Raw genomic sequence first — 24962 nt, forward strand, 5'->3', positions numbered from 1 at the left:
TTCCCCGAGCAAGCGCATTCTCTATTTGTCCGGGTAGGCTGAGAAAATTGTGAAGGTCTGTTACAGTCGGAGTGACGATCAGGCCTTATCTTTTGCTTGATAATGCTTTTTGGCGCTGCACAGGCTGTGCCTTGTGCAGCCCTCTACCAAAGCAAGGAAGTATAATTAAGTCCTACCCACTATTGGTGCAGATGGGACCGCCGGAAGTGGGCTGTTCGAAATTCTATCGGACTAACGCCATGCCACCTGTGGAAAGAGCGGGTGAGGGAGGAATTGGTGCCATAACCTAGGTGTACGGCAATTTCCTTAATTGGCATGTCGCCGCGCTGCAGGAGCTCTGCTGCATATTTCATTTTTTCATCGAGCAGATATTTGGCGGGCGTAACCCCGTAGACCATCCGAAAGTTCTTGTCGAAAAAGCTTCGGCTTACGCCAAGCTGTTGAGCGATCGCTTCGATATCGAAGTCACTGCTTCTGGCATACATGCGTAGTAGCTCGGCCCCTTCAACCACCTTTCGATAGGCGAGACTGGACTGAGCATCCCGGGAATTGTCCCATTCATTGCCAAGGGAAAGATAAAGAAGGGACTGGATTTGACTCCTCAGAAACCGGACACGCAGCTTCCCTGTCAGTGGGACTTCGAACAGCGAAAGAAGGATTTTCATTCCCGCCAGGGAAATCGGCGATCTACGGAACAGGAGGAGGGAATCGTCCCGGTAGATATAGCGATCAAGATCGCGAGGAATGGCTGAGTCCATCTCGCCGAGGGCGCGCTGAAGCGCGCGCCGGCTCAGAGCAAGGGAGACCCACATCATTGGCCCGCAGGCTTTCAGTCGTTCTACCTTGATAAAATTATCGGGCTGTAGCTCGAAGTCCACATGGGCGGGACGCATTCTGAGAGTAGTTGGCGTAACCCAGGATGGGACACGGCTCGTCCCGTAGGGCACCAACTCCTGATCGCAGGCGCCGCGGATCATCCAACAGATTCGCAGCCAGTCCTCGCCGATAAAGGCAAAGGGCTGGTCCTTGGCGAAGGACATGGTGTTGACGGTCGCAAAAAACTCGTCGTCTATCTTGAGAAATTCGTTCTTGCCAAAGAGTAGATCCTTATTGCTACCGTCCTCGACATGGGTGAGGATGCCATACTCATCAAGGCTGGTGGCAGGATCGACGGCAAGCCGGGCCTGAAAACGGGCTTCCATCATCCGCAGGATTGCTGACCAGTTTTCTGTAACAGTCAGGAGCGGCCCTAAGTCCTTGTAGTTTGTGCCGGATTGCATTCCCATGTAGATATCCGTTGTTTTGCTGCTCTGAGCCGGACGGCTCAAGGACAACACAACGCAATAAAATTGGTTTAGATACTGCAACGGAGTATAGCGTATGTATCGTCATGGTTTAAGAATATATCTTCTGTGTTTTGTTTGGTGAAATTAATTATTAATTGTAATTCAATTTTATTCGCGACTCTGCATGCTTTTCAATCTCTGCGCGATCGATCGGCATGGGCAGGCGGCCATAGCTGTCATAGATGGCTCGCTGGTCCTCCGCATGCGCGGCGCGACGGCCGTCCGGGTGGACAAAGCCACTCTGCCCGGGCGAGTTGATGCCGTCACCATGCAGCTGGTTATTATTCGCCCAGAACATGACATTGACCGAGCCGCGATTCTGAAAGGCCGTGATGGGGCGTGGAATTTCGCTGCCGAGGCGGATGCCGAGGAAGGTCGTGGTGGCATAGTAGGGTTTGAAGGCCGCAATCTGCCAAGCTGACATGTCGGGGCCCTGTGCGCGCTCAAGCGAAGCAACCGTCTCTTCGAAGACCTGGCGAATGACGTCTTGCGGGGGCTGGCCATTGAAAAGATCATAGGTCAGCGGCACTCGACCTTCGAGCCCCGCAAGATTATGAATGATGACGCGCGTTCCCGGCGGCACATCAGTCCCGATTGGAATATCACGCACCGCATAGGCGGTGGCCGCAAACCGGGTAAAGCCCTCCTCGCCAACATCATCCGCAATGACGGCGCGATACAGCCGGGGGAGGAAGGCCTCCATGAGGGCTGGTGCTGGGCCATCATAAATGCCATCGCCATTGTCATCGCGCCATTGACCATCCCAATGCTCCAGTATCTCGAGCGCAGCCTTGGCCTTAGCAGAGGCGTTCTTGGCCATGGCACTGCGTAGGAGCGGAAGAAAATAGGCGATGTTGTGGTCGGCGTGGGCGACCTGGCGGATCATGTCCCAGGCCTCCTCCAGGCTGAACCGATCCTTTGCTTTCAGCCGGCTGGTCAGCAGATGCACGTGGTGGGCGCCGCCCCACATCGACCACCACTGATCACCGTTGGACCAGTCAACAGCCGGCTTGTTATTCCAGTTGGCGATAAACCCGCTGGAGGGATTGAAGACCCAAGGGTTATGGTCGGCTCCTGTAGTGCCGAGCCAATCCATCTCGCCCGTGCCAATAGCTGGCAGACGCAGGTCGTGACCCGGGACCCGAATAGGGTGGCGCCCAGCCATCTGGTGTCCAATGTTGCCCTCGGCATCGACATAGTAAATGTTTAGGTTCTGGGAGATCCGGAAAACTGCCTGTTTCCAGCTCTCATGGTCGCGCGCCTTAACCATATCCAGCCAGCCGCCGAGCGTTTCCATCTCAAGGCCATCCCAGGCGCGCCTTTTGGCATAGGCCACGCCCTTGGCCGGATCATAGGCAATAACTGGGCCATGGACGCTCTCGCGGCGGATGATAATGACCTCCCCCTGGCCCTTGACCCGGATGCGCTCCTTGCGAATTGCGAACCGCTTCCATACACCCTTATGGAAATATTGCTCCGGATCCTTCGGGTTAAGTCTTTCCTCGAAGAGATCGACCGGGTCAGTAAGCGCTGCTGTTCCTCCCCAGCCGATTCGATCATTGTAGCCGACGATGAGGAGGGGCAGGGCCATATAGCTATAGGCCGCGACGTTATAGCCGGCGCCATGCAGGCCGATGTTGTAAAACGAGGCGGGGGATGTCCAGCCAACCTGTGGTCCGTTCACCAAGATCGCCTGTGCATCCTTTGCCTTGTGGCCATTGATGAGCCAGATGTTGCTCTCGGACTCGAACCCACCGCGGCCGGAAATGCCGTTTAGTGCCAGCATCTGATGCGCCCGCGCCTGGAGGGATTGGCCTGGTTTCAGATCCTTCAGCATCTCCAGATAGCCGAATGTCGGGATGGGTCGCGCCGCTCCTTCAATCAAGGTTTTCTGGGGTGCAAACAGGGTCTTGGGCTCTTTGGCTGGCGTCTCGGGGTGCCACCGGTCGGCCGGGACGGTGGTCTCGGCAGTCGGATCATTGATCCAATGTAGAGCCTGGAAGAGACGCCAGCCTTGCTCCTCGCCGTGGAGCCGGCGCAGACGATGGTACAGATCAAGGTTTTCCAGTTCTTGGGACTGCCCCGAGAAACGGTTGATCAGGTTTCCTGTGACAGCCATCGCTACGTCGATGGCCGACCAGTGCTGTGGACGAAATCCGAGTTCCGTGAACTCCCTGGGCAGCAGGCGATCCGGCGCTGCGTTCACCTCATCGACGCGGCGCGAGAAGCCGGCGGCATAGCCTTCCAGCGCCGCCCGGTGTTGGGCTGGCATGACTTTGAGCTGCCGGACGAAACTTTCTCTGTCGGTCTCGATCCGGGCCATCTCGTCGACCTTGACCAGATCTGGGCCGAGAATCTCCGCTGCGGTGCCAGTCGCGGCCCGGCGCAGCATTTCTAGCTGAAACAGTCGGTCCTCAGCCGCGGCATAACCGAAGCCGTAGTATAGCCCATAGACAGTATCACTATAAACATGCGGGATGCCGTAGTCATCCCGCACGATCTCAACGGTGCCTTCCCGGCTGGAGAGGGCGACAGCTTCCTCTGCTATTGCCGGCCGGGCGTGGACGAGCAATCCAAGGCAGCAAGCAACAATAAGGTGTTTCACGCGTACCCCCATGCCTTAGTAACGCCACGTCACGGACAGGCCATACATTCTTGGGTCGCCATAGCTGCCGAGAATGCCGAGACCTGTCGGTGCGATGTGGACGAAGTATTTTTCATTGAATAGATTCTTCGCCCAGAGCATCGCTTCCCAACGCTCATCGGGGCTTGTCCAAGCCAGCTGTGCATTGACCAGCGAATAGGCGGGCTTTTCGGCGCTCAGGTCGAGCACGTCCTGGCCGACCGTGCTGCTGTAGTTATAATCTGCGGACACTCGTACCGTGCCGTAGCTGATCGGCTGAAGCCAGGTTGCATTGACGTGCACCTTGTGGCGCGGCGCCTCCGGCATGCGCTGCCCATCCAGGGAGACCGCCGTGCCCACGCCGTCCACGTAGAGGCTGTCGCGGTATTCGGCATCGAGGAAGGAGTAGCTGGCTCCAATGGTGAGCGGGGGGATCGGACGCCAGGTCCCTTCAAGCTCGATGCCGCGCACAACCGCGTGGTCGATGTTGACGGTCTGGAAGACGCCCATGGGCGAGGTGGTATCCTCGATCGGCGGGCCGAAGCGGTTGTTCTGGATGTTTCTGTACCACGTCTGGAACAGAGCGGCGTTGAAGTACAGCGTCTGGTCGAACAGGCTGGACTTAAGGCCAAGCTCTACATTCCAGGCGGTTTCAGGCTTGACCGGCTTGACCGCATCAATGATACGGCCCGGCGCGCCACCGTAGCCGCCACTCTTGAAGCCTTTAGAGGCGGATACATAGGCGGTCAGATTGTCATTAAAGTGCCGCTCCAGCGCCACCTTGGGCGAAAAATCGGTCCAGCTGTGGTCGGCGTTGGCATCAAAGGTCGTTGCGATAATCCCCACGCCCCCGGCCCGGCCAATCGAGAAAATATTTTTGGTCTCATGAGTCAGCCGGGCGCCGGTAATCAGCTCCCATCCGGGCTGGAATTGCCAACTCAACTGGCCAAAGGCAGCATAGCTGTTGGTAACATTGTCCTGGCGCGTCGTATCAATAAGATCAGCCGGATCACCCGCCGGCGCACCCCGGTCATCAACGCCACGCAGGTCGTGGAATGATTCTGTCCGGTCGGTATGCTCGCGCAGGTAGAACAGCCCAGCGACGAACTCGATGGAGGGCGCCAACGTACCGGCGAGGCGCAGTTCCTGGGAGATCTGGTTTGTCTTGTCATGGATTTCGTCGATGACCGGCACTTGCGGGACGGCGTAGGCGTCCTGTTCCCAGTCGGCCTTGTGATGGCGATAGGCGGTGATCGAGGTTAGGGTGCCAAAGCCGAGCTCCCGATTGGCTCGCAGGGCCAGGCCATAGGATTGGCGGTCGGTAAAGCCGGAAGTAGGGTTGGTTGAGTGTTTCCAGTCGCCGCCTAGCTCTTTCCACCAATCAACGATCGGCCCTGCGCCATTGCGTACCGGCATGCGGCCCGTATCAGCCAGCGATTCCCGCGCATAGTCGCCAGTTAGGACCACATCCCAGCCATCCTGCTCATAGCGCAGATGCGCCCGCGCGGCCTGGCTGTTTTCATCGCGTAGCTTTTCGCCATTGAGCAGGTTGGTGATCCAGCCGTCGCGATCCCGGCTCGTAAAAGAAATTTTAAAGCTGAGCGGATCGGCAAGGGCGCCGGTTGCCATGCCGCCGATATCCAGACGGTCGTAATTGCCGAGCGTGACCCGCATCTTTGCATCGGTCTCGCCGGTTGGCAGCGCGCTGATCACGTTGATGGCGCCGCCAATACTGTTGCGGCCGAAGAGTGTCCCTTGTGGGCCGCGCAGGACTTCAACCCGCTCCAGGTCAAACAGTTCGAAAATCGACATGGACAGGCGACTCATATAGACGTCGTCTACGTAAATCGCCACCGGCCCATCCATGCCCGCGCCGTCGTCGTAGGAGACGGCGCCGCGCAAGCCGATATAGCCTTGCCCATTGGAGAACGGAGTGATGGATAGGGAGGGAACCTGCCGGAACAGTTCTACCTGTGTGTGGATGTCTCCTCGCTCCAGGTCGTCGCCGCTTACCACGGACAGGGCAATGGGCACATCCTGAAGCCTCTCGGCGCGACGTTGCGCCGTAACGATGATATCGTCCAATTGCGCGTTTTCGCTTGCAGCGTGCGCGCCGCCAGTGTGGAGCGCGGAGACGGCAACAGTGCACGCCAGCGCTCTTCGCCAAGCACGTTTGGTCATATTTTGTCCTGTGAGTTCGCCCCAGACGGAAACAACGCCGCCACAACTGTCGCAACACCCAGGTACGCAAGAATATATAATGCATAGATATTAGAATTACGCCAGGGGAATTTTGAGGCTTTGCCGCAGTCTATACCGCAGGCGTAATAGGAGCCCCGTCATATGATTTGCGGCAAGAACATCGTCCAGCATCGCGGCTGTGCATTTCCAGGATAAAAATGCTCAGCCATTATCGGCGATTTTGCAAATGGCCCAACTCGGCCAATATCACAGCGAGAAGAGGTGTAGGGCTATTGAACTGGGCGAGCCGTCCTTATGGCTGAGGCATCTCTTGACTGATGGGCTGCCTCTTTGTCAGCGGGGGGTATTGGCCAGGGCAGTGCTGTCGTGCCCAGTGGTCTTCTCGTTTTTAAAAACTCTTTGAAGCTCAAGCGTTAGTGCTGTGAGTCTGCGGGTGGAGGAGGTTCGGGAGCCTGAGAGAGGAAGAATGGGCGTGTTTGACCTGGCAAGGGGCATAGAAGTGGCGGAGCTGGCGGGCACCCTGGATGACGCACTGTCGACTCAGCGGGAGAACCCTGGCTTTCAGCTCGGGATACGAGTCAAGAACCCTGACATCATCGATGATACCTTCGATGATCCTCATTTTCTGTTCAGCCCCAGATTGTACGGCTGGACCGGGCTGCTGCCTTATATCGCCCTTGGAGAGGCTGTTGAGGTCGGCCGCCAAATACGGGCCCTTGCTCTGGTTGAAGATGTTGCAGCCGAACCTCAAGCCCTGTTCTGCTTTGCGAGCCGAATGATCTACCCGCCTCTTGCCAATTTCCGACTTCATCTCAGTCCTGCAAGGCCAGTGCCCGGACGTATGGGATTTATCAAAGGTACAATTGCAAAGCTGTGGAGGCGATCTGGGCCTCGGCCGGATACGCTTGAGCAGATTCGCCTGTGGGCGCGACGCGAATTTGAAATCGTGCCACCTGATCCTGTGGCGGAGCCTTACAGTTTGGCGGAGTGCCACCGGGCGCCATGTCCGGTTTATTTTTCGGCGGAAAGCCTGGCAACTGTCAAAGGACGAACGATGCTTTTGCGCCCTGACCATAGTATGGCCTGGATTCAATGGGATGCATCTCTTCTGGCATGGCGCGTTCGCATGGTGTTTCACCGCAATGCCTTATGGAAAGGCGGCTCAACCCTGCATTAGGGCGCGGCCGTGGAAGAGTGGCCCAGTGTCATGTTCATGCCACCTGATTTTGCATTTTTGGGATGAAAACACAAAGCCTGATTTTCAGTCTTCCAAAACTGCGGAACGTGTGAGAGCTGGGCATTGCAGTTCGCAGCCTGCGGCACGAGACAAGGTATTAACCTGCAGAATCGTGGCACGCACAAGATAGCGAATAACGATAAAAGTGCCGCAATGGCTAGCATTACGTAAATGTTGCGTACTGCGTTTATTAAGTTGCGTTTCCTGAGTTTTAGCCCGTCATCTAACCTGACGGGCTTTTTTATTGTTATCTATTAGAAAGATTAAGTCCGGATCCTATTTGCGGCAGGCGTCGATACAATAAACGGCCACCTAGTCCTTCTTGGCTTTCTCCTGCCGAGAGCAACATGGCTACCGGGTGATCCTTAAGGATGCCACCGCTCGTTTCTACGCCGAAGCCGCTTGCTACCTGGTTCTCTACCGTTTGTTTGGGCGATCTTGATCGTTTTGGAGAATGCAGCTGAGCGCCTCGCGCTGGCGTATGCCCAAGCGCCTCAGAGACGATCGATTGAATAGTAGGCGGCTTTCCTGCGCGTCTGCGCGTTATTGCGGTATTGGCGTGGCGTGCCATGTGCATCCAAGTGAAATGGTACGCAATTGGAATTTCTCAAGCTGTGCCGGTGCCTTGCCTTTGCTGATGCGAAGAGACATGCCGCATGATGGAATCGAGCATCTACTCAGCAGACTTCTTGATTGCTGCGCTGCGAAGTGCAGAGGTTGGGGTTTGGCGCTTTGATACCAGGACAGAACGCATCACATGTGACAGCCTCGCCGAGGAGCTGCTGGGTGTGGCATCGCCTGGAACCATTGATGCCGTTCTGCTGTCTGCCGTTCCGGAGGACCGGGAGGCGATAAAAGCTTTTTTCCAACCATCTGGCCGACTTACGGAACGGGCCGCAATCGAATTTCGCATTGTGCGCCAGAATGGCGAAGTTCGTTGGTTGCAGTGCACCGGCTCTGCCCTTGAAGATAAAGACAGTGCAGGCATTTCTCTGGGCGGTATTGTGCGGGATATAACCGACCGCAAGGAGGCCAATCTGCGGTTGCAGGAGAGCCGCCGGAGACTCAATGCGCTGATTAATAATCTGCCTGGCATGGTTTATCGCAGCGAAGTAACCATACCTTGGAGATTGTTATTTATTAGCAATGGAGTAAGCCAGATTACTGGATATGATGCGGCAGAGTTCTTGCGGGGGAGCGAACGTGGGGAATGGTCGTTCACCCAGATGATCTGTCTGCCGTTGCGCGACAGGCAGAGGAGGCAATATCCAAGCGCCAAGGTTATTCGCTTTCCTATCGAATTCTGCACCGGTCAGGCGAAGTCCGCTGGGTCTATGGGCGCGGCGAGGCTGTGTACGATACGCAGGGCCAGCCTATGTGCCTTGAGGGTTTTCTCACTGACATCACGGAGCTCGTCCGCGCAGAGGCCAGGCTTCGGCAATCAAAGGATCTTCTCGAGGCCATCATCGAGGGCATTCCCGATGGTGTTTTCCTCAAGGATTATAACAATGAGGGGCGCTACGTCGTCATTAATAGCGCACTGGTGCGACTGATGGGCCGCAATGCAGCTGGCATCGTCGGGTATACCGACAATGAACTGTTTCCGCCTGAATTGGCTGCAAAGTATATGGAAGAGGACCGCCTTATAGTGGAGGATGGTCTCCCAAGCCTTACCTTGGAGCTGACCACCGACACGCCATATGGCCAACGTCTTTTTGAAGTGCGTAAATTCCCCATTCTCGATGACGAGACCAGGCTCTGCTGTGTGCTTGGCATTGTCAGAGACGTGACGGAGCAGCGCGCTTTGCAAGACCACGTTCAGCAAATGCAGCGCATGGATGCGGTCGGTAAGCTAACAGGCGGAGTCGCACATGATTTTAACAATCTGCTTGCCATCATCCTGGGCTATGGCGAGCTGCTTCACGACAGTATCGTTGATGCCAATCTGATCGGGCCGGTCGACAAGATCATTGAAGCAACGGAGCGAGGGTCTGAATTGGTACGCCGTCTGCTGGCCTTTGCGCGCAAGCAGCGTCTTGAACCGCGTGTCGTTAACTTGAATGAGCGACTGCCAGGCGTTGTGGCGTTACTGCAGCGAACGCTTGGCGAGAACATCCGTATCGAAGTGAATGCGGATCCACACCTCTGGGAGGCGCTGGTAGACCCCAGCCAGGTTGATGATGCCGTGGTCAATCTGGCGATCAATGCCCGTGATGCCATGCAGGGAGGGGGACTTATCACGATTGAGACCGCAAATATCCGGCTCGATTCATCATCTGAAGGCCACCTGCACGATGCCCGTCCGGGAGATTATGTCATGCTTGCGGTCAGCGATACCGGCCATGGCATGGCCCCTGAAGTACTGGCTCGGGTATTTGAACCGTTTTTCACGACCAAAAAGCAAGGCCAGGGCACCGGTCTCGGGCTCCCTATGGTCTATGGTTTTGCCAAGCAATCCGGTGGCCATGTGGACATCAAGAGCAGCCCAGGCCACGGCACGACGGTGCAACTTTACCTGCCAAGGGCAGTCGAGCGGGCAGGCGCGAGCGAAGACGGAGCTTCAGTTCAGACCGTTAAAGGCGGGCATGAAACTATATTGCTTGTCGAAGATAACGACGGTGTTCGGGCAATGGCCAAGCTTCAGCTCAATAAACTTGGTTACCATGTCTTGGAAGCTGCCAATGCGGCTGAGGCGCTGGCTCTGCTTAATAGGGGCATCGCAGCAGATCTCTTGTTCACTGATATCCTGATGCCCGGAGGCATGTCGGGCTATGAATTGGCAGAGAAGGTCAGACGGGACAGGCCGGGTCTTAGAATCCTATTCACCACCGGATACGATAGTCCAGCGACGAACCGGATTCCTGAGGAGTTCTCCAGGATCGACCTGCTCCATAAGCCATACCACAAACACGAACTGGCCAGTGCCATTCGCCGGGCGCTCGATCAGGGGGAGGTCGACGGAAACGGTTAACGCCTGGCGTTGATCGGTAAATAAATCTCAAGGATGTCGAACCTCGCCATTGAGATTTGATCCCCGTTCGGCATGCTTGGTTAAATAAGTGCCAGAATGCTCCCATGTTTGGTAGCGCAGACCTTGGCCTTGCATATCTGGTAGCGTTACCATATTATTGGCGGCCGTTGGCGTTTACCTTGGGGCTTGGGCAGGGGAGAGCCGGACGTCATGTACTCAAGGCGTGATCTCGTCTCCATGGCGGCGGCTTCCGTTATGCTTGGTCCGGCAGTGAGTAGGGCAGCGCAGCCGGTTGCGGCGAACTGGCAGGCGTTCGCTGCTGTCTACCAGGCGCCACAATGGTTTAGGGACGCCAAGTTCGGCATCTGGTCGCACTGGGGGCCACAATGCGTGCCTGAGGCGGGAGATTGGTACGGCCGCCTGATGTATGTGCAGGGTAGCCCAGCCTACGAGCATCACGTGCGCGCCTATGGTCATCCTAGCGAGCGGGGCTTTCTTGAAATCATCGGCCAGTGGAAGGCAGAGCACTGGTGCCCGGAGGATCTGCTGGCGCGCTTCCAGAGGGCGGGAGCACGCTATATTGTCTCCATGGCAAACCACCATGACAACTTCGATAATTTCAATAGCGCCCATCATCCGTGGAATTCCACCCGTGTCGGCCCGAAGCGGGATATCGTCGGCACGTGGGAGAAGCTGGTCCGGCAGGCGGGTTTGAAATTCGGCGTCTCCAATCACAGCAGCCACGCCTGGCACTGGTGGCAGACGGCCTATGGTTATGATGCGGAAGGGGAGCGAAAGGGGCGCCGTTACGACGCCCACTGGCTGCGTAAAAGCCACGGCAAGGGCCGATGGTGGGAAGGCTTGGACCCGCAGGAGCTCTACACCGGGCCTGCATTCGTACCGCCAGATGGGCTTGATAGCACCGCCGCCATCAATGCATGGCACGAAGAGCGCGATGGCCAGTGGATCGAGCATACGCCGCCGCACAACTCAGACTTTGCCCGCACGTGGTTGCTGCGGCAGATGGATCTTGTCGAAAAATACCGGCCGGATTTGGTTTACTTCGACAACTACCGTCTCCCATTCGGCCAGACCGGCATTGATGCAGTCGCTCACTACTATAACAAGAGCCTTGAGTGGCACGGCGCGATCAATGTGGTTCTCACTGCCAAGCGATTATCTCTCTACCAAAGCCACGCGATCGTGGAGGACGTGGAACGGGGTTTTCTGGACGAGATTCGCCCTGTGCCATGGCAAACCTGCACCTGTATCGGCAACTGGCACTACGACCGCGCCCTGTACGAGCGGCACGGTTACCGCTCGGCCAAATATGTGGCGCAGCGGTTGTGCGATGTGGTTTCCAAGAACGGCAATCTGCTTCTCAGCATTCCGCAGCGGGGCGATGGCTCGATCGATACGGATGAGGAGAAAATCCTTGACGATCTGGCGGCCTGGTTTGCCATCAACGGCGATGGCATTTACGGCACGCAGCCCTGGCGTGTGTTCGGCGAGGGGCCGACACGCCCGCCAGTTGGCATGCAGAGCGAGCACACGGCCAAGCCCTTCACTGCTGGTGACGTACGCTTCACGGCTGGCAAGGGCGTGCTCAACGCCTTCTTCCTCGATGGGCCGCAAGAAGAGGCCTCTATCGTATCGCTCGGCCGCCAAGCATTACCTGATGCGGTGATCGAGCAGGTGGAATTGGCGGGCGGTAGTTCCCTGGCGTTCCGGCGGGAAGATGAGGCGCTGCGGATCACGATGCCGCCCGGACAAAAGGTTGCATTCGTGCCCAGCGTGCGGATTTACGGGCGCGGCCTCGTGTAGTCGGGGGAAGCCCATCCGAACAATAGGATGGGCTTTCTACAAGGTTGCGGTGGATCGGCGCTATTTGCGTAGCTTCACCGTCATGGCGGTGCCGCTGTAGGCAATGATGGCGTCAGGCGCGTCGTGGGCCTCAAAGCTGCGGGCCCGTTCCGGCGTGATCCAGCGGATACGGAAGGTGCGGGATTGCAGCATGCCAGGGAAGCGGCCTTCTCGTGCGCCGATCGTCAGCGTGCCGCTGGCCTCGTTGTAATGCATTGGGATGCGCGCAAATGCGCCCTTCAGATACTGGCGGCTGGTGCCGTCGTCTTCATAGAGCGAGAAGGCGCCGTCCGCGCCCGTGTAGACGTTGAGCGTGATCGGGTCGGCTGGTTTCTCTGCCGTATATTGCATATCTGGCCCCACTGGCACGATCGACCCGGCGCGGATGAACAGCGGCATCCGTTCATAGGGCGCATCGGCCACGATCGTTTTGCCGCCGGCCTGCATTTTTCCGGAATAGAAATCATACCAATTGCTGCCTGCAGGCAGGTAGACTGGCCGCTGCCGCGCCTTGAACTCCGTGATGGGCGCAACGAGGAACGCCGGGCCGAACATATACTGGTCAGCGATGTTCCAGGTCTTGCGGTCCTCCGGGAAATCCATCACCAATCCGCGCATGATAGTGCCGTCCTTAAAGTGCGCGTCGGCAGCGAGCGTATAAATGTAAGACATCAGGCGGTAGCGCAGCTTGTCGAAATACTCCATCGACCGGTACATGGCTGAACCTTCCGGCGCGAGTTCGTATATCTCGCGCTTGGGAGCCTCCCCATGGCTGCGGAACAGGGGCGAGAAGGCTCCGAACTGGAACCAGCGCAGGTTGAGCTCGCGCCACTCCTCCAGATGCTTCGGGTCCTGTCGAGTATAGCGGTCTTCCAATGCGAAGCCACCAATGTCATGTGTCCAGTTGGGTACGCCCGACATGGAAATATTAACACCAGCTGAGATCTGCTCACGCAGGTCGTCCCAGCGGGATGCAACGTCGCCGGACCAGATGGCCGAACCCGTACGCTGGATACCGCCGAAGCCGGAGCGCATGAGGATAAATGGCCGCACATCGGGTTTGTAGTCGATAAGGCCATTGTAGACGCCCTCCGCATGGACCAGCGGATAGCTGTTGAAGAATGCGCCGCCCGGCCCGAGCGCGGTCGGGCCCATGCGGTAGGCGCGCTCCTCGATCGAAAGGTTGGAGTGAATATCGGGCTCGGTCGCGTCCATCCACCAGGCATCGACGCCGAGCACAGCGAGCCGTTCCTTCATCTGCCGCCAGTAGATTTTCCGGCCCTTGACATTGTAGGGATCATAGAAGGTACTGAAATAGCCGGGACCGACCCAATCTCGCTCTTTGGCTTTCACATTGCGCCGGTAGATTGCGCCAACTTGATCTAACTCCTTGTAGTTGGCGGTGGTAGGATAGAATTTCGGCCACACCGAGATCATGAACCGTGCGCCGAGCTCATGGACCTTATCGATCATGCCCTTTGGGTCGGGGAAGCGGGTGGGATCAAACTCATGACTGCCCCAGTCGTCCTCCCGCCAGTAGAACCAGTCCTGCACGATATTGTCGAGCGGCAGGCCGCGCTTGCGGTACTGCTTGACCACATCGATGACTTCATCCTGCGTGTTATAGCGCTGGCGGCTCTGCCAGAAGCCGTAGGCCCATTTGGGCATAAGCGGCGCCTTACCGGTGAGGGTGCGGTAACCCGCAATCACATCATCCATGCTGCGACCGCCAATATAGTAATAGTCAATGCCATGCCCCGCTTCAGAGGCAAAGGAGATGGAGTGGCGGTCTGCCTCTGGCAGCGGGTCGCTATGTAACAGGGCGATATAGCCCGCATTAGGCTCCCACTCGATGCGTACGTCGGCTGCCTTGCCTGCGGTCATCGATACATCAAAATTGTGATACCAGGGGTTCCAGTTCTGCCGCCAGCGCTCCAGCACCTGTTTGCCGTCGACGAATACCTTCACATAGCTGGAGGAATAAAGGCGGAAGCGGTGAAGGCCGGATTTATCAGGGGTTAACTTGCCCGTCCAGATGACCTTCTGCGTCTCGACCGCATTGCCAGCTGTGTTCTGGCCGGAATTTGCTGCCACCGTTTGAGCCTTGGCAGCGGTAGGCCACTTGGCCTGATCGCGGATATACTGGTAATTGATAGTGGATTCGGTGCGGGTCACGGCGAGCCTGCCGCCCAGGTAATATTCCGCCGTCCAGCCGGGTTTTCCGTTTTTGCCGGAAACGTGCAGGCTGTCGCTCCCGTCCCCGGCATAGCCGTAGGGCTTGGGGTTGCCGAACCGGGTGATGGAATTGTTGTCCCACAGGATGCCGTAGTTGCGGGTGGAGACAAGAAATGGGATGGCCACGTCCATATTGTGCTGGGCCAACTCCACGTCCTCGCCGTTGTAATTCATCTGGCCGTTTTGGTGCTGGCCGAGCCCATAAAGGCCTTCATCTGTGCCGCGATTGAATTGCTGGCGAACCGCCAGGTAGGGCGTGCCCTCGATGGTGGTAGTCTTGAAAGTCCCCGGTGCGCTCTCTGCCAGGTCCAGCTGGCCTTCGGCATCTGTGAAGCGGACATTGCCATTGGAGAGATCGATGGAGGCCGTCACCTTCGCCGTCTTCAGCGTCACGTGGCCGTCGTTCTCAGCGAGGGTGAACTTGCCCGTCTGCGGTTGCGCCGTCACCATGAGGCTCGGCGGCAAGTCCATCTCGGGCGTTGGCGTTGAAGTAACGCGGATAATGCCGTCGCCGAACACCTGAAGACGCACGGCCTTCTCCGGCCCCTCGGCGGGTGTGACGAGCACGCCGGTCTCCAGTTTGCGGTAACTTCCGGCGGCCAAGGCAACGCTGCTGACGCTGATGAGAGCGGCGGCAACGGTAAGGTGAAGCGGGAGGCGATAGGCCGTCACGATTATGTCCCCCTATTGTCCAGTTTGAACCGTTAGTGGCCCCAGGCCAGTTTTACCCGCAGCAGCACGGGCTCGGATGTGATGTTGAGGCCATAGTCGGTCTGGTCCCCGTTCCAGACGCGGATCATCTGCCAAGTGCCGTCAGGAGCAAAATTACCTTCCTCGACGCGCAGGATGCCACCACCGGGCCCTTTGTCCGGCTGGCTGGGGTTGAAGCGCACGCGCACGTCTGAACCAGTTACAAGAAATTCGTCGTCTGCCAGCTGCGCCACAAGCACGCCGCCAACCGGTTGGCCCTTGGTGGGGTGAGGGTCGGTTTTCAGCCACGGCATGTCGCGCTCGCCGAACTGCCACAGCTCGAACTGGGCTGTGACGCGCCAGCGGCCGAACACATGGCTTTGGTCGGCAGCGTCAGGGGCCTTAGCTGCGCCCCACATCGGGCGAGTGCCGATGATTTTCGCCCACCAGCCCGCAGCAAGGCTGAGCACCCGATATTTGGATGCGAAGGCCTCAATGGTTTTCGCGTCAAGTTCTTTGGCGCCGAGCGGATAGTTGGAATAGCCGCTGGCATCCATGCCGAACGGCGAGAAGCCGATGGCACCCTTGCCCAGAGCCGCCCAGAGAAAGCGCGCATAGTCCGCGTCATTGCCGGTTTCAGCGATGAACAGCGGATTGTCTGGTCGGGCGTAGTGGTTGAGGTAAGCTGTATAGGCCTTGTGGTCGCGAGTGTAGATATCAGGCGCAACGAGATCCACATGGGGTGCAGCGGCTTTCCACACGTCGATCATATTCCATTGTGGCCCGCCCGAGGGGGAGGTTGAGGCTGCCTTGGCGTTAAAGGCATCGCCCAGCGCGGCGTTGCAGTACATGGGCAGGTTTTTCGCCGCCTTGCCGGCGGCAGCGATCTCATCAATGTACCGGGCGAAATGCCAGCTGGAGAATGCTTGCTCGGCAAACTCTCCGAACACCTCCTGCCAGCTGCCGCTCTTGCCCTTGAGGCGCGCCAATTCCTGTGGCACCGGGCCGCGGAACAGTTTTTCGATCTCAGGCGCATGGTCGCGGGCAAGGCCATAACTGCCGACTTCGTTCTCCGGCTGCACCATGATGACGGTATGCTTCGGATCGGTAGCCCTCAGGTGCTGCATCAGGCGCACGAAGGCCTGCTTGTCGGCCTCCAGGGTCGCGCGGCCGTGGGGCGAGAGGACGTAATGATCTTGTCCGTCAGGCCGTTTCATGCGGGGGAAGCGCTTGGGGTTCGTCTTCACCCATTCGGGTGCGTAGCCAGGGCCGGTGTTCTTCCAGGTGCCGAACCACAGGAGAATGAGCCGTACATTATTGGCGCGCGCTTGCTGCAGAAGCTCGTCAACAAATGAGAAATCGTAATGCCCTTCGCTGGGTTCAATCTGTTCCCATGCGATGGGAACCTGGACGGTGTTGGCTCCTAACTGTTTGATCACAGGCCATACCTTGGGCAGCATGGCCGGATAGTTGCTGCTATTGTGCACCTGGCCCGTCAGCATGAGGTAGGGCTTGCCGTCTACATAAAAGATGTGCTTGCCGTCTTTGCTTTCAATTCTGGGAAGCTCAGGCGAGGCCTCGCTGAAGGCTGGTGAGGATAGCGCGATAAGGCTAGTTAGTATGATGCCAGCCATGGCGCGCCATAAAAACGACTGAAAGCCCGACAGCATAGTGGTCCTTCTCCAAGGAAAAAGGGAGGAGGGGAAGCGCGGGGTGCTCCACACTTTCCCCTAATGCCAGCACTACATCCGCGCGCGCAGGGTGATGCCGATGCGCCGATCGTCCAGCTGGTTCATCCGAGCACGGGTGGAATCGACCTGGTATTGGCTCTTCACCTCGCGCAGCAGATTGACCGCGTTAATGGAGACGCCGATGTGCTCATTGATGTCGTAGTTGATCGAGGCATCAAGCTGACCATAGGGGCGGTGATAGATCGGCAGATATCCGGTGCCGTTGCCAGACGCGGTGATAAGGTAGGAGCTGCGCCAATTATAGGCCACGCGCACCGACAGGCGGTTCCGTTCATAAAAGCCAATCATGTTGTAGCTGTATTTGGACAGGCCCTCCTTCGTCGTCTGGATCGGCTGGTTGTTCTCATCGCGGGCGAAGGGGCTCGGAACGCGGCTGTCCACATAGGTGAAGTTGGCCTCTACTCCGAACCCGCTAAACGGCGAGGGCAGGAAATCAAGGAAGGCACGCCCGCCTATCTCGAAGCCTCGGATATAGCCGGTGCCGTAGTTGACTGGCCCTTCGACTAGGAAGGTCTGCGTGTCGAAGCCCGGCACATCGAAGGGCATCTCGTACAAACTGGTCTGGATGATATCGTCCAGCCATTTGTAGAAGATGGTGCCGTAGAGCATGGAAGTGGCGCTGGGGTACCATTCGATAGCAGCGTCGAGCTGGTCCGAGATTTGCGGTTTCAGATTCGGGTTGGTGCCGCTGCCAGTATAGCGAATGGTGCCGGGCAGGCAGACTTGGCCGACACGATCGCAATCCTGCGACAGGGTGACGAGCGCCTTCAGATCAGCAAATTCCGGTCGGGACAGGGCGCGCGCCGCAGCAAAGCGCAAGAACAGATCGTCCTGTAACAGCGCGCGCACGTTGAGGCTCGGCTGCCAGTCCGTATAGCTGTTCTTTTCGTTGATCTCCTGGTTCAGGTTAAGGGTCTCGTTGTAATCTGGCGCATTGACGTTGAAATAGTTCAGTGCGTAGCTGCCCGATGCCTCGTTCTTGGTGTGGGTGATACGAACGCCGAGGTTGCCATCAACCGGCAGATGGCTCACATCAAAGCCAAAGCGCAGCATGGCATAACCTGCGTAGGTCTTCTCCTTTTGCAGGTTAATGTCCTGTGGCCGGAAATCGACCAGATCACGTGTGCCCCCCACACGGGCTTGCAGGTCGGCGAAGGTGCGCGCCGGATCCCATAGCAGGCGGGTATTGAAGAACGGCACCGCGCCAATGCTGTTGGCGGCTTTGCCATGGAAGAAATTGTCCGCCGCCGGATTGGTCATCAGAAAACTGGGATCATCGGTTAGCCAGATGGCATTCGGTGGTGCGGACAGAAATGTCCAGTTATAAGGCGTCGAGCGGTTGTTGGCTGAGCGGTCAGTGAGGCGAACACCGGCCGCGATGGACTCGAGGAATCCGCCCTCATCAAAGCTCCACTCCAGGTCGGCGCGAGCCGCGATCTGGTCGGCATCGCTATCCTCGATATGATCCATGAGCGCGACAAGATAGTAGCGGCTCGGGTCATAAACATCCGGATCTGGTCCGAATCGGATTTTGGGATAACGGCCCGAGACATCATAGTAGGCTGAAAGGTTTCCGTCCTGCTGACCGAAGACCGAGAAATTGCCGTTCTCGTAAGTGGATTTCACATACTGAACGTCGGCAGAGAGTTTCAGCCGATCGTTGACATTCCATTTAACGCCGCCCGAGATATCGGTTGTCTTCGAGCGATTGGTGATAACCTGACTGTTGTTGGCTAAGCCGGTAAAGCCGCTGAAGCCGCCGCTGACAAAATTGCCATCATCGTCAAAGACGAACGATCCGCTGGGTGTAAGCCCCTGCAGGCAGGCCTCATTGCTGTAACCGTTCGGGTTGGTGCCGTTGTCGGAATAGCAGGTGATGAAGGACGAGACCCGATCATCGTCCATATAATAGCGGGACTGGAAGAACTGAGTATAGAACTCCACGTTGGAAGCAGGAGCCCACTGGAGGGCCGCATAGAGGCCTCGCCGTTTGCGCTCGCCCCGCGATACGCCGATGCCAGCGCCATCCGGAATGAGGCGATTGCTGCCAACGGTTGCCGGTACTGTCGAGCCCGGCACGTTGTCGAAATTAAAATAGGGCTCGATCGTCGATTCGTCGGAGCGGTAAGCGCCTTCGAAGTAAGAGTAGTTTACCAGAACGCCGACCTCGCCGATGGATGTATCCCATCGTTTGCTGGCAAGAATCGAGTAGTTGGGTTTTGTCTTATCGATGAGATCATAGTTGTTGAGGCCGACGCTGGCCGACAAAAGCATGTTCTTTTGATCGAATGGCATGCGTGTCCGCAAGTTCACAAGGCCGCCGATGCCGCCCTCGACCAATTCGGCAGACGGATTCTTGTAGACATCAACCCCCGCCAGCAATTCCGACGGTACGTCCTCAAACCCAAGCGCACGGCCGCCAGAGCCGCCGAAGGCATCGCGGCCGTTGATCTCCGTGCGAACCTCGGTCAAGCCGCGAATGGCGATGCCTGAGCCTTCCCCGCGATTGCGGGTGATTTGAATGCCTGAGATGCGCTGGAGCGCTTCCGCTACGTTGGTGTCAGGAAGCTTGCCGATATCAACCGCTGTGATTGAATCGACGAACTGGTCAGCATTCATCTTGATCGCCTGGGCGGTGGCGAGGCTGGCGCGCAGGCCGGTCACGACGATTTCGTCGGACGAAGCATTTGCAGTTTGCCCGGCTGGCTGTTCTGCCTCCGGTTGGGCCTGGGCAAGAACGGGCGTGGTGGTGATTGTACTGAAAACCAGGGCGGATGCGCCTGCAAGCAAATTACGCAACGTGCAACGTGAACCGGCAAACTCCGGGTACGTGTTGCTCATTGATTCCTCCCCAAACTGGCCCTCTGGTGGGCCGCAGCTGCTCTCCGGCAGGCAAGGAGGAGCCGGTGTTTGGGCACCGGGCATAGTCTCCCCAGCTTCCGGCTGCCGCAATTTTCTTGCGATCGTTGGAGCCGCTACGTGGTAACGTTATCGTAGCTCTATCATTCGTCAAATTAAATTTATTATATTTTTATATTTTCTGTGGGTGGGGAGAAGCTGGAATGCTCAGAGCGACAGAGGTTAAGCATAGGTAAGCCTCGACCCTTCCTAGATCTGAGGCCGGAAATCGTATGTGGTAGCGCAATCAAGTCGCTTGAACCGATAGATGCTGGCGCGCGCAAGGCAGCAAGGGTTGCCAGCAAGAAAATATAATCCTGGGACGGGGAAGGGGCTGTTTGAGGTGGAGGCGTTATCAACTGTCAGGCTGATCCAGGCGGCGGACAGTTACGGCATTATTACCCGCACAAGGCTGGGGCGGTTGGAGCCGGCCATATGGCGTAGCAGTTAAATATGCATTCTATGCATATATCGTATGTAGGGGTTGTTTGGTTAGACATATAGCCATTTAAGATTTTAGAATGGATCGGTAACGGCCCGGCAGGCTGGCAGCTGCTTATTCCCCTTTTAATCATTGAAAATAATGCAATTTTTTATTGAGCCGGTGGAAATCGGCGAGCCAATATGCTTGCTGTCGGTAAGTTGGGCGGCTTGTGAGATTGGGCGCTGATGGTCGGACAAAATGTCCTATGCCCGAACATATGCTCAAGGTGCATATGAAAGCCGCCAATCTGTCGTGCCCATGGGCGGCTGCAGCCATACAAAGCCAGACATTGCCATTTGAATGCCTGTCTAACCTGCGGCCAAAGATGAGCCACCGGTTCAGAAGGATAGTAAGTGTTTGCGTTACCGAGTTTCCTCGCCTCTGCGAGAGGTGAGCCCGCGTGCACCGGACCCAGGCTGCACGAGCAGTTTCGACCGCGACATTCTACCAATGCGTCAATGCCGCGGCGGCCTGCACTTCAAGCCCGCGACGCGGAAAGGGGCGAGCCATGACCGGTAAGCTTCCCGCCGTGCTTGGCCGCATCGTCCTGCCATTCCTGTCGCTCAGCCTCGGGGCGTGCAATCTGGAATTGATGAACCCCAAGGGGGCCGTCGGCGCGCAGGAAAAGGACCTGATCCTGATCGCGCTCGGCCTGATGCTGCTTGTCGTCATTCCCGTCATTGTGCTGACGCTGGTTTTCGCGTGGCGCTACCGCGAGAAGAACACCAAGGCCAACTACGCGCCGAAGTGGTCTCACTCGACGGCGATCGAGGTGGTCGTCTGGTCGATCCCCGTCGTGATCGTCGCCACCCTCGGCGTGCTGATCTGGAAGACGACCCACTCGCTTGACCCCTACCGGCCGCTCGAGTCGGAGGTTGAACCGGTGAAGGTTGAAGTCGTCTCCCTCGATTGGAAATGGCTGTTCATCTACCCGGACTACGGTGTGGCCACCGTCAACCAGCTGCCGGTTCCGGTCGGCACGCCGATCAATTTCCGGCTGACCTCCGGGTCGAACATGAACTCGTTCTTCATCCCGCAGCTCGGCAGCCAGATCTATACCATGGCCGGGATGCAGACGAAGCTGCACCTGATCGCCGATGAGGCAGGAACCTATGCGGGGCGCTCCGCGTCCTTCAGCGGCCCCGGCTTCTCGGACATGCACTTCAAGGCCGTCGCCATGCCGCGCGAACGGTTCGACGCCTGGATCAAGCAGGCGAAGACCGTGCCGGCGGTTCTCGATAAGGCGACCTACCAGACCCTTGCCCGGCCGAGCGCCAAGGCCCCGGTGGCGACCTATTCGCACGTCACGCCCGGCCTGTTCGACAGCATCGTGCACAGCGCCATGACCGGCTCCATGCCGGACATGACCCACATGCCGGAAATGGCCCACCACGGCGCGGGCGATATGCCGGAGATGGCCCGGCACGATGCAGGCCATATGCCCGCGGGTTCGGTGTCGCAGAGGAATAACTGATGTTCGGAAAGCTTACCCTTGACGCCATTCCCTTGCATGAGCCGATCATCATGGGAACCGGCGCGGTCGTCGCCCTGGGGGGCCTCGTCCTTTTCGGTCTCATCACCTATTTCAGGAAATGGGGCTACCTGTGGTCCGAGTGGATCACCACCGTCGACCACAAGAAAATCGGCGTCATGTATTTCGGCCTCGGGCTGGTCATGCTGCTGCGCGGTTTTGCCGACGCCATCATGATGCGCGCCCAGCAGGCCATTGCCGTCGGTGATGCCGCCGGCTACCTGCCGCCGCACCACTACGACCAGATCTTCACCGCCCACGGCGTGATCATGATCTTCTTCGTGGCCACGCCCTTCATCATCGGGTTGATGAACCTCGTGGTGCCGCTCCAGATCGGCGCGCGCGACGTTGCCTATCCCTTCGTCAACTCGCTGGGTTTCTGGCTGTCGGCCTTCGGCGCGGTACTGATCATGGCCTCCATGTGGATCGGCGACTTCGCCGCCACCGGCTGGGTGGCCTATCCGCCGCTCTCCGGGCTCGAATACAGCCCAACGGTGGGTGTCGACTATTATATCTGGGCCCTCCAGATATCAGGGTTGGGCACCACGCTCTCCGGCATCAACTTCATCGTCACCATCATGCGTATGCGTGCGCCGGGCATGGGCCTGATGAAAATGCCGGTCTTCGTGTGGACCGCGCTCATCACCAACATCCTGATCGCCACCATCTTCCCGGTCCTGACCGCAACCCTCGCGCTGCTGGCCATGGACCGCTACTTCGACATGCATTTCTTCACCAATAACCTTGGTGGGAATGCGATGATGTACATCAACCTCATCTGGATCTGGGGCCACCCGGAAGTCTACGTTCTGATCCTGCCTGCCTTCGGCGTCTTCTCGGAGGTCATTGCGACCTTCTCGCGCAAGCCGCTGTTCGGCTACAAGTCGATGGTCTACGCCACGGCCTCGATCGGCGTGCTGTCCTTCTTCGTCTGGCTCCACCACTTCTTCACCATGGGTTCGGGCGCGAACGTCAATGCCTTCTTCGGCATCATGACCTCGATCATCTCGATCCCGACCGGCGTGAAGCTGTTCAACTGGCTCTTCACCATGTACCGGGGCCGCATTCGCTTCCACTCGGCGACGCTGTGGACGATCGGCTTCATGGTCACCTTCGCCGTCGGCGGTATGACGGGCGTGCTGCTCGCCGTGCCGGGTGCGGACTTCGTGCTGCACAACAGCCTGTTCCTCATCGCCCACTTCCACAACGTCATCATCGGCGGCGTGGTCTTCGGCTGCCTTGCGGGCCTGACCTTCTGGTTCCCCAAGGCGTTCGGGTTCAAGCTGGACGAATTCTGGGGCAAGGTCTCCTTCTGGTGCTGGCTGGTGGGCTACTGGCTCGCCTTCACCCCGCTCTACATCCTCGGCTTCAAGGGGATGACGCGGCGCATGAACCACTACGACGTGCCCGACTGGCAACCCTACCTGATCGTCGCCCTGATCGGCGCGGTCATCATCGGCCTCGGCATTCTGGCGACCCTCGTCCAGTTCGCGGTGAGCATCCGCGACCGCGAGAAGAACCGGGACCTGACGGGCGATCCCTGGGATGCCCGCAGCCTCGAATGGTCGACCTCCTCGCCCGCGCCCTTCTACAACTTCGCCCATGTTCCCCAGATCACGTCTCTGGAGCAGCATTGGGAGGATAAGCAGACCGGGCGGGCCTGGAAGCCGGCGTCCCACTACGAGGACATCCATATGCCCAGGAATACGGGTGCCGGTTTCCTCATCTCCGCCTTCGGCTTCGTCCTGTGCTTTGCGCTCGTCTGGCACATGTGGGCAGTGGCGGCGGTCGGCCTTCTCGGCATGATCGGTACTTTCATCGCGCGCAGCTACAACCGGGACACTGACTACTATGTTCCGGCTGCCGAGGTCGCGCGCATCGAACAGGAGCGCCAGGCTCTGCTGGCCAAGGCGGTGCAATCATGAACATTCACGTCTCCTCCGCTTCCCTTGAGATGGTCGAGGCCGCAGCGCCCGCCCATCACGAGCATGAGCATCATGACGACGGCTCCAAGACCGTTCTCGGTTTCTGGATCTATCTCATGGGCGACTGCCTGATCTTCGCCAGCCTGTTTGCCGCCTTCGGCGTGCTCTCCAGCGCCTACGCGGGCGGACCGACCGGCAAGGAGCTTTTCGATCTGCCCTACGTGGCGGTCGAAACGCTGCTGCTGCTGGTCAGCAGCTTCACCTTCGGCCTGGCGGGGCTCAACGTTCAGACGGGCAGCCGCAACAAGGTCGTCGGCTGGCTTGCTGTCACCTTCCTGCTGGGTGCGGCGTTCATCGGGATGGAAATCCAGGAGTTCGCCCATCTCGTCGGCGAAGGCGCGGGCCCCAGCCGCAGCGCGTTCCTGTCGGCATTCTTCACGCTGGTCGGCACGCACGGCCTGCACGTCACTGCCGGTCTCGTCTGGCTGGCCGTGATGATGCACCAGATCATGCGTTTCGGTCTGGATGGCGTCGTCCGGCGTCGTCTCGCCTGCCTCAGCCTGTTCTGGCACTTCCTCGATCTGGTGTGGATCTGCGTCTTCACCCTTGTCTACCTGAGGGGAACACTCTGATGTCGAGCGCCCACGTTGCAAGCCATGCCTCGCATGGCCACGCCCACGGCAGCCTGAAGTCGTATATCGTCGGCTTCATCCTTTCGCTGGTTCTGACCGCCTTGTCCTTCGGGGCGGTCATGACCGGGGCCGTGTCCAAGGACATGATCGTTCCAGCGATCACGATCCTGGCCGTGATTCAGCTGCTCGTGCAGCTGGTCTTCTTCCTTCACCTCGGTGCCGCACCCGAGCAGCGCAACAACACCGTGATCTTCATCCTGACCGTGATGCTGATCGCCACGATCGTCGGCGGCTCGCTGTGGGTCATGCACAACGCCAACGTGAACATGATGCCGACCCAGATGTCGGTTGAGCGGGCACTGGCGAAAGACTAACCCGGGCAATGCAACCGGCGGGTGGCCCTGCTGCCCGCCGGTTGCATCTTTTTCTCTAAGCATTTCACATATATTTTATTTTCGCCTGTTTCGCCCGTTCCCGGCCGCTTCCGCCCGGCTCCGATTGACAGCGCCTCTCTCCCGGTTGCACAGGAGAGCGCCCAGGTGCGCGTCAGGAAGATCGTCCGCAGGAGTGCCCC

Annotated in this window: 13 protein-coding genes and 1 pseudogene; 8 read left to right on the forward strand and 6 right to left on the reverse strand. The window is 58.2% G+C overall.

The window, feature by feature from the left end; genetic code table 11:
- Window positions 1-179 precede the first annotated feature (179 nt).
- The 3 genes from L0C21_RS15595 to L0C21_RS15605 form a co-directional block, all read right to left on the reverse strand.
- Window positions 180-1286 (reverse strand): helix-turn-helix transcriptional regulator, encoded by a 1107-nt coding sequence (locus L0C21_RS15595; protein ID WP_259279336.1) that lies wholly within the window; start codon window positions 1284-1286, stop codon window positions 180-182.
- A gap of 151 nt (window positions 1287-1437) precedes the next feature.
- A complete protein-coding gene (locus tag L0C21_RS15600; RefSeq protein ID WP_259279337.1) occupies window positions 1438-3951 on the reverse strand; it encodes a penicillin acylase family protein in 2514 nt (837 codons plus the stop codon).
- Window positions 3952-3966: 15 nt separating this feature from the next.
- Window positions 3967-6150 carry a TonB-dependent receptor gene (locus L0C21_RS15605; protein ID WP_259279338.1) on the reverse strand — a complete coding sequence of 728 codons (2184 nt, stop codon included), beginning with the start codon at window positions 6148-6150 and terminating at the stop codon, window positions 3967-3969.
- 487 nt (window positions 6151-6637) lie between these two features.
- Here L0C21_RS15605 and L0C21_RS15610 point away from each other — a divergent pair, with 487 nt between their 5' ends.
- The 4 genes and pseudogenes from L0C21_RS15610 to L0C21_RS15620 all read left to right on the forward strand — a co-directional run bounded on the left by L0C21_RS15610 (window position 6638) and on the right by L0C21_RS15620 (window position 12203).
- Window positions 6638-7348 carry a hypothetical protein gene (locus L0C21_RS15610; protein WP_259279339.1) on the forward strand — a complete coding sequence of 237 codons (711 nt, stop codon included), beginning with the start codon at window positions 6638-6640 and terminating at the stop codon, window positions 7346-7348.
- Window positions 7349-8067: 719 nt separating this feature from the next.
- Window positions 8068-8418 (forward strand): annotated as a pseudogene (locus L0C21_RS16975) (PAS domain-containing protein); the annotation flags it as partial.
- A gap of 200 nt (window positions 8419-8618) precedes the next feature.
- Window positions 8619-10379: a hybrid sensor histidine kinase/response regulator gene (locus L0C21_RS15615; protein WP_259279340.1), complete on the forward strand. Its 1761-nt coding sequence runs from the start codon at window positions 8619-8621 to the stop codon at window positions 10377-10379.
- Window positions 10380-10616: 237 nt separating this feature from the next.
- Complete coding sequence (locus L0C21_RS15620; protein ID WP_259279341.1) at window positions 10617-12203, forward strand: alpha-L-fucosidase; 1587 nt, start codon at window positions 10617-10619, stop codon at window positions 12201-12203.
- Window positions 12204-12263: 60 nt separating this feature from the next.
- On the opposite strand, the gene L0C21_RS15625 is transcribed toward L0C21_RS15620, so the two are convergent.
- The 3 genes from L0C21_RS15625 to L0C21_RS15635 all read right to left on the reverse strand — a co-directional run bounded on the left by L0C21_RS15625 (window position 12264) and on the right by L0C21_RS15635 (window position 19759).
- The gene (locus tag L0C21_RS15625; RefSeq protein ID WP_259279342.1) at window positions 12264-15149 is read right to left on the reverse strand and encodes a TIM-barrel domain-containing protein; all 2886 of its coding nucleotides are present in this window, start codon (window positions 15147-15149) and stop codon (window positions 12264-12266) included.
- A 32-nt stretch (window positions 15150-15181) separates the two neighbouring features.
- Window positions 15182-16837 carry a DUF5597 domain-containing protein gene (locus L0C21_RS15630; protein WP_259279343.1) on the reverse strand — a complete coding sequence of 552 codons (1656 nt, stop codon included), beginning with the start codon at window positions 16835-16837 and terminating at the stop codon, window positions 15182-15184.
- Window positions 16838-16909: 72 nt separating this feature from the next.
- Window positions 16910-19759: a TonB-dependent receptor gene (locus L0C21_RS15635; RefSeq protein ID WP_259279344.1), complete on the reverse strand. Its 2850-nt coding sequence runs from the start codon at window positions 19757-19759 to the stop codon at window positions 16910-16912.
- 1049 nt (window positions 19760-20808) lie between these two features.
- Here L0C21_RS15635 and cyoA point away from each other — a divergent pair.
- Genes cyoA through cyoD form a run of 4 tightly spaced genes read left to right on the forward strand, consistent with a single transcriptional unit; the run spans window position 20809 to window position 24762 of the window.
- On the forward strand, window positions 20809-21774 hold the full coding sequence (gene cyoA / locus L0C21_RS15640; protein WP_259279345.1) for a ubiquinol oxidase subunit II: 966 nt from the start codon (window positions 20809-20811) through the stop codon (window positions 21772-21774).
- Window positions 21774-23756 carry a cytochrome o ubiquinol oxidase subunit I gene (gene cyoB / locus L0C21_RS15645; RefSeq protein WP_259279346.1) on the forward strand — a complete coding sequence of 661 codons (1983 nt, stop codon included), beginning with the start codon at window positions 21774-21776 and terminating at the stop codon, window positions 23754-23756. Before cyoA ends, cyoB begins: the two co-directional genes overlap by 1 nt.
- The gene (cyoC, locus tag L0C21_RS15650) at window positions 23753-24388 is read left to right on the forward strand and encodes a cytochrome o ubiquinol oxidase subunit III (RefSeq protein ID WP_374940274.1); all 636 of its coding nucleotides are present in this window, start codon (window positions 23753-23755) and stop codon (window positions 24386-24388) included. Before cyoB ends, cyoC begins: the two co-directional genes overlap by 4 nt.
- On the forward strand, window positions 24388-24762 hold the full coding sequence (gene cyoD, locus L0C21_RS15655) for a cytochrome o ubiquinol oxidase subunit IV (protein ID WP_259279347.1): 375 nt from the start codon (window positions 24388-24390) through the stop codon (window positions 24760-24762). The genes cyoC and cyoD overlap by 1 nt, the downstream gene beginning before the upstream one ends.
- Window positions 24763-24962: the final 200 nt, after the last annotated feature.

Source organism: Pedomonas mirosovicensis (assembly GCF_022569295.1).
In the GTDB taxonomy this organism is placed as follows: domain Bacteria; phylum Pseudomonadota; class Alphaproteobacteria; order Sphingomonadales; family Sphingomonadaceae; genus Pedomonas; species Pedomonas mirosovicensis.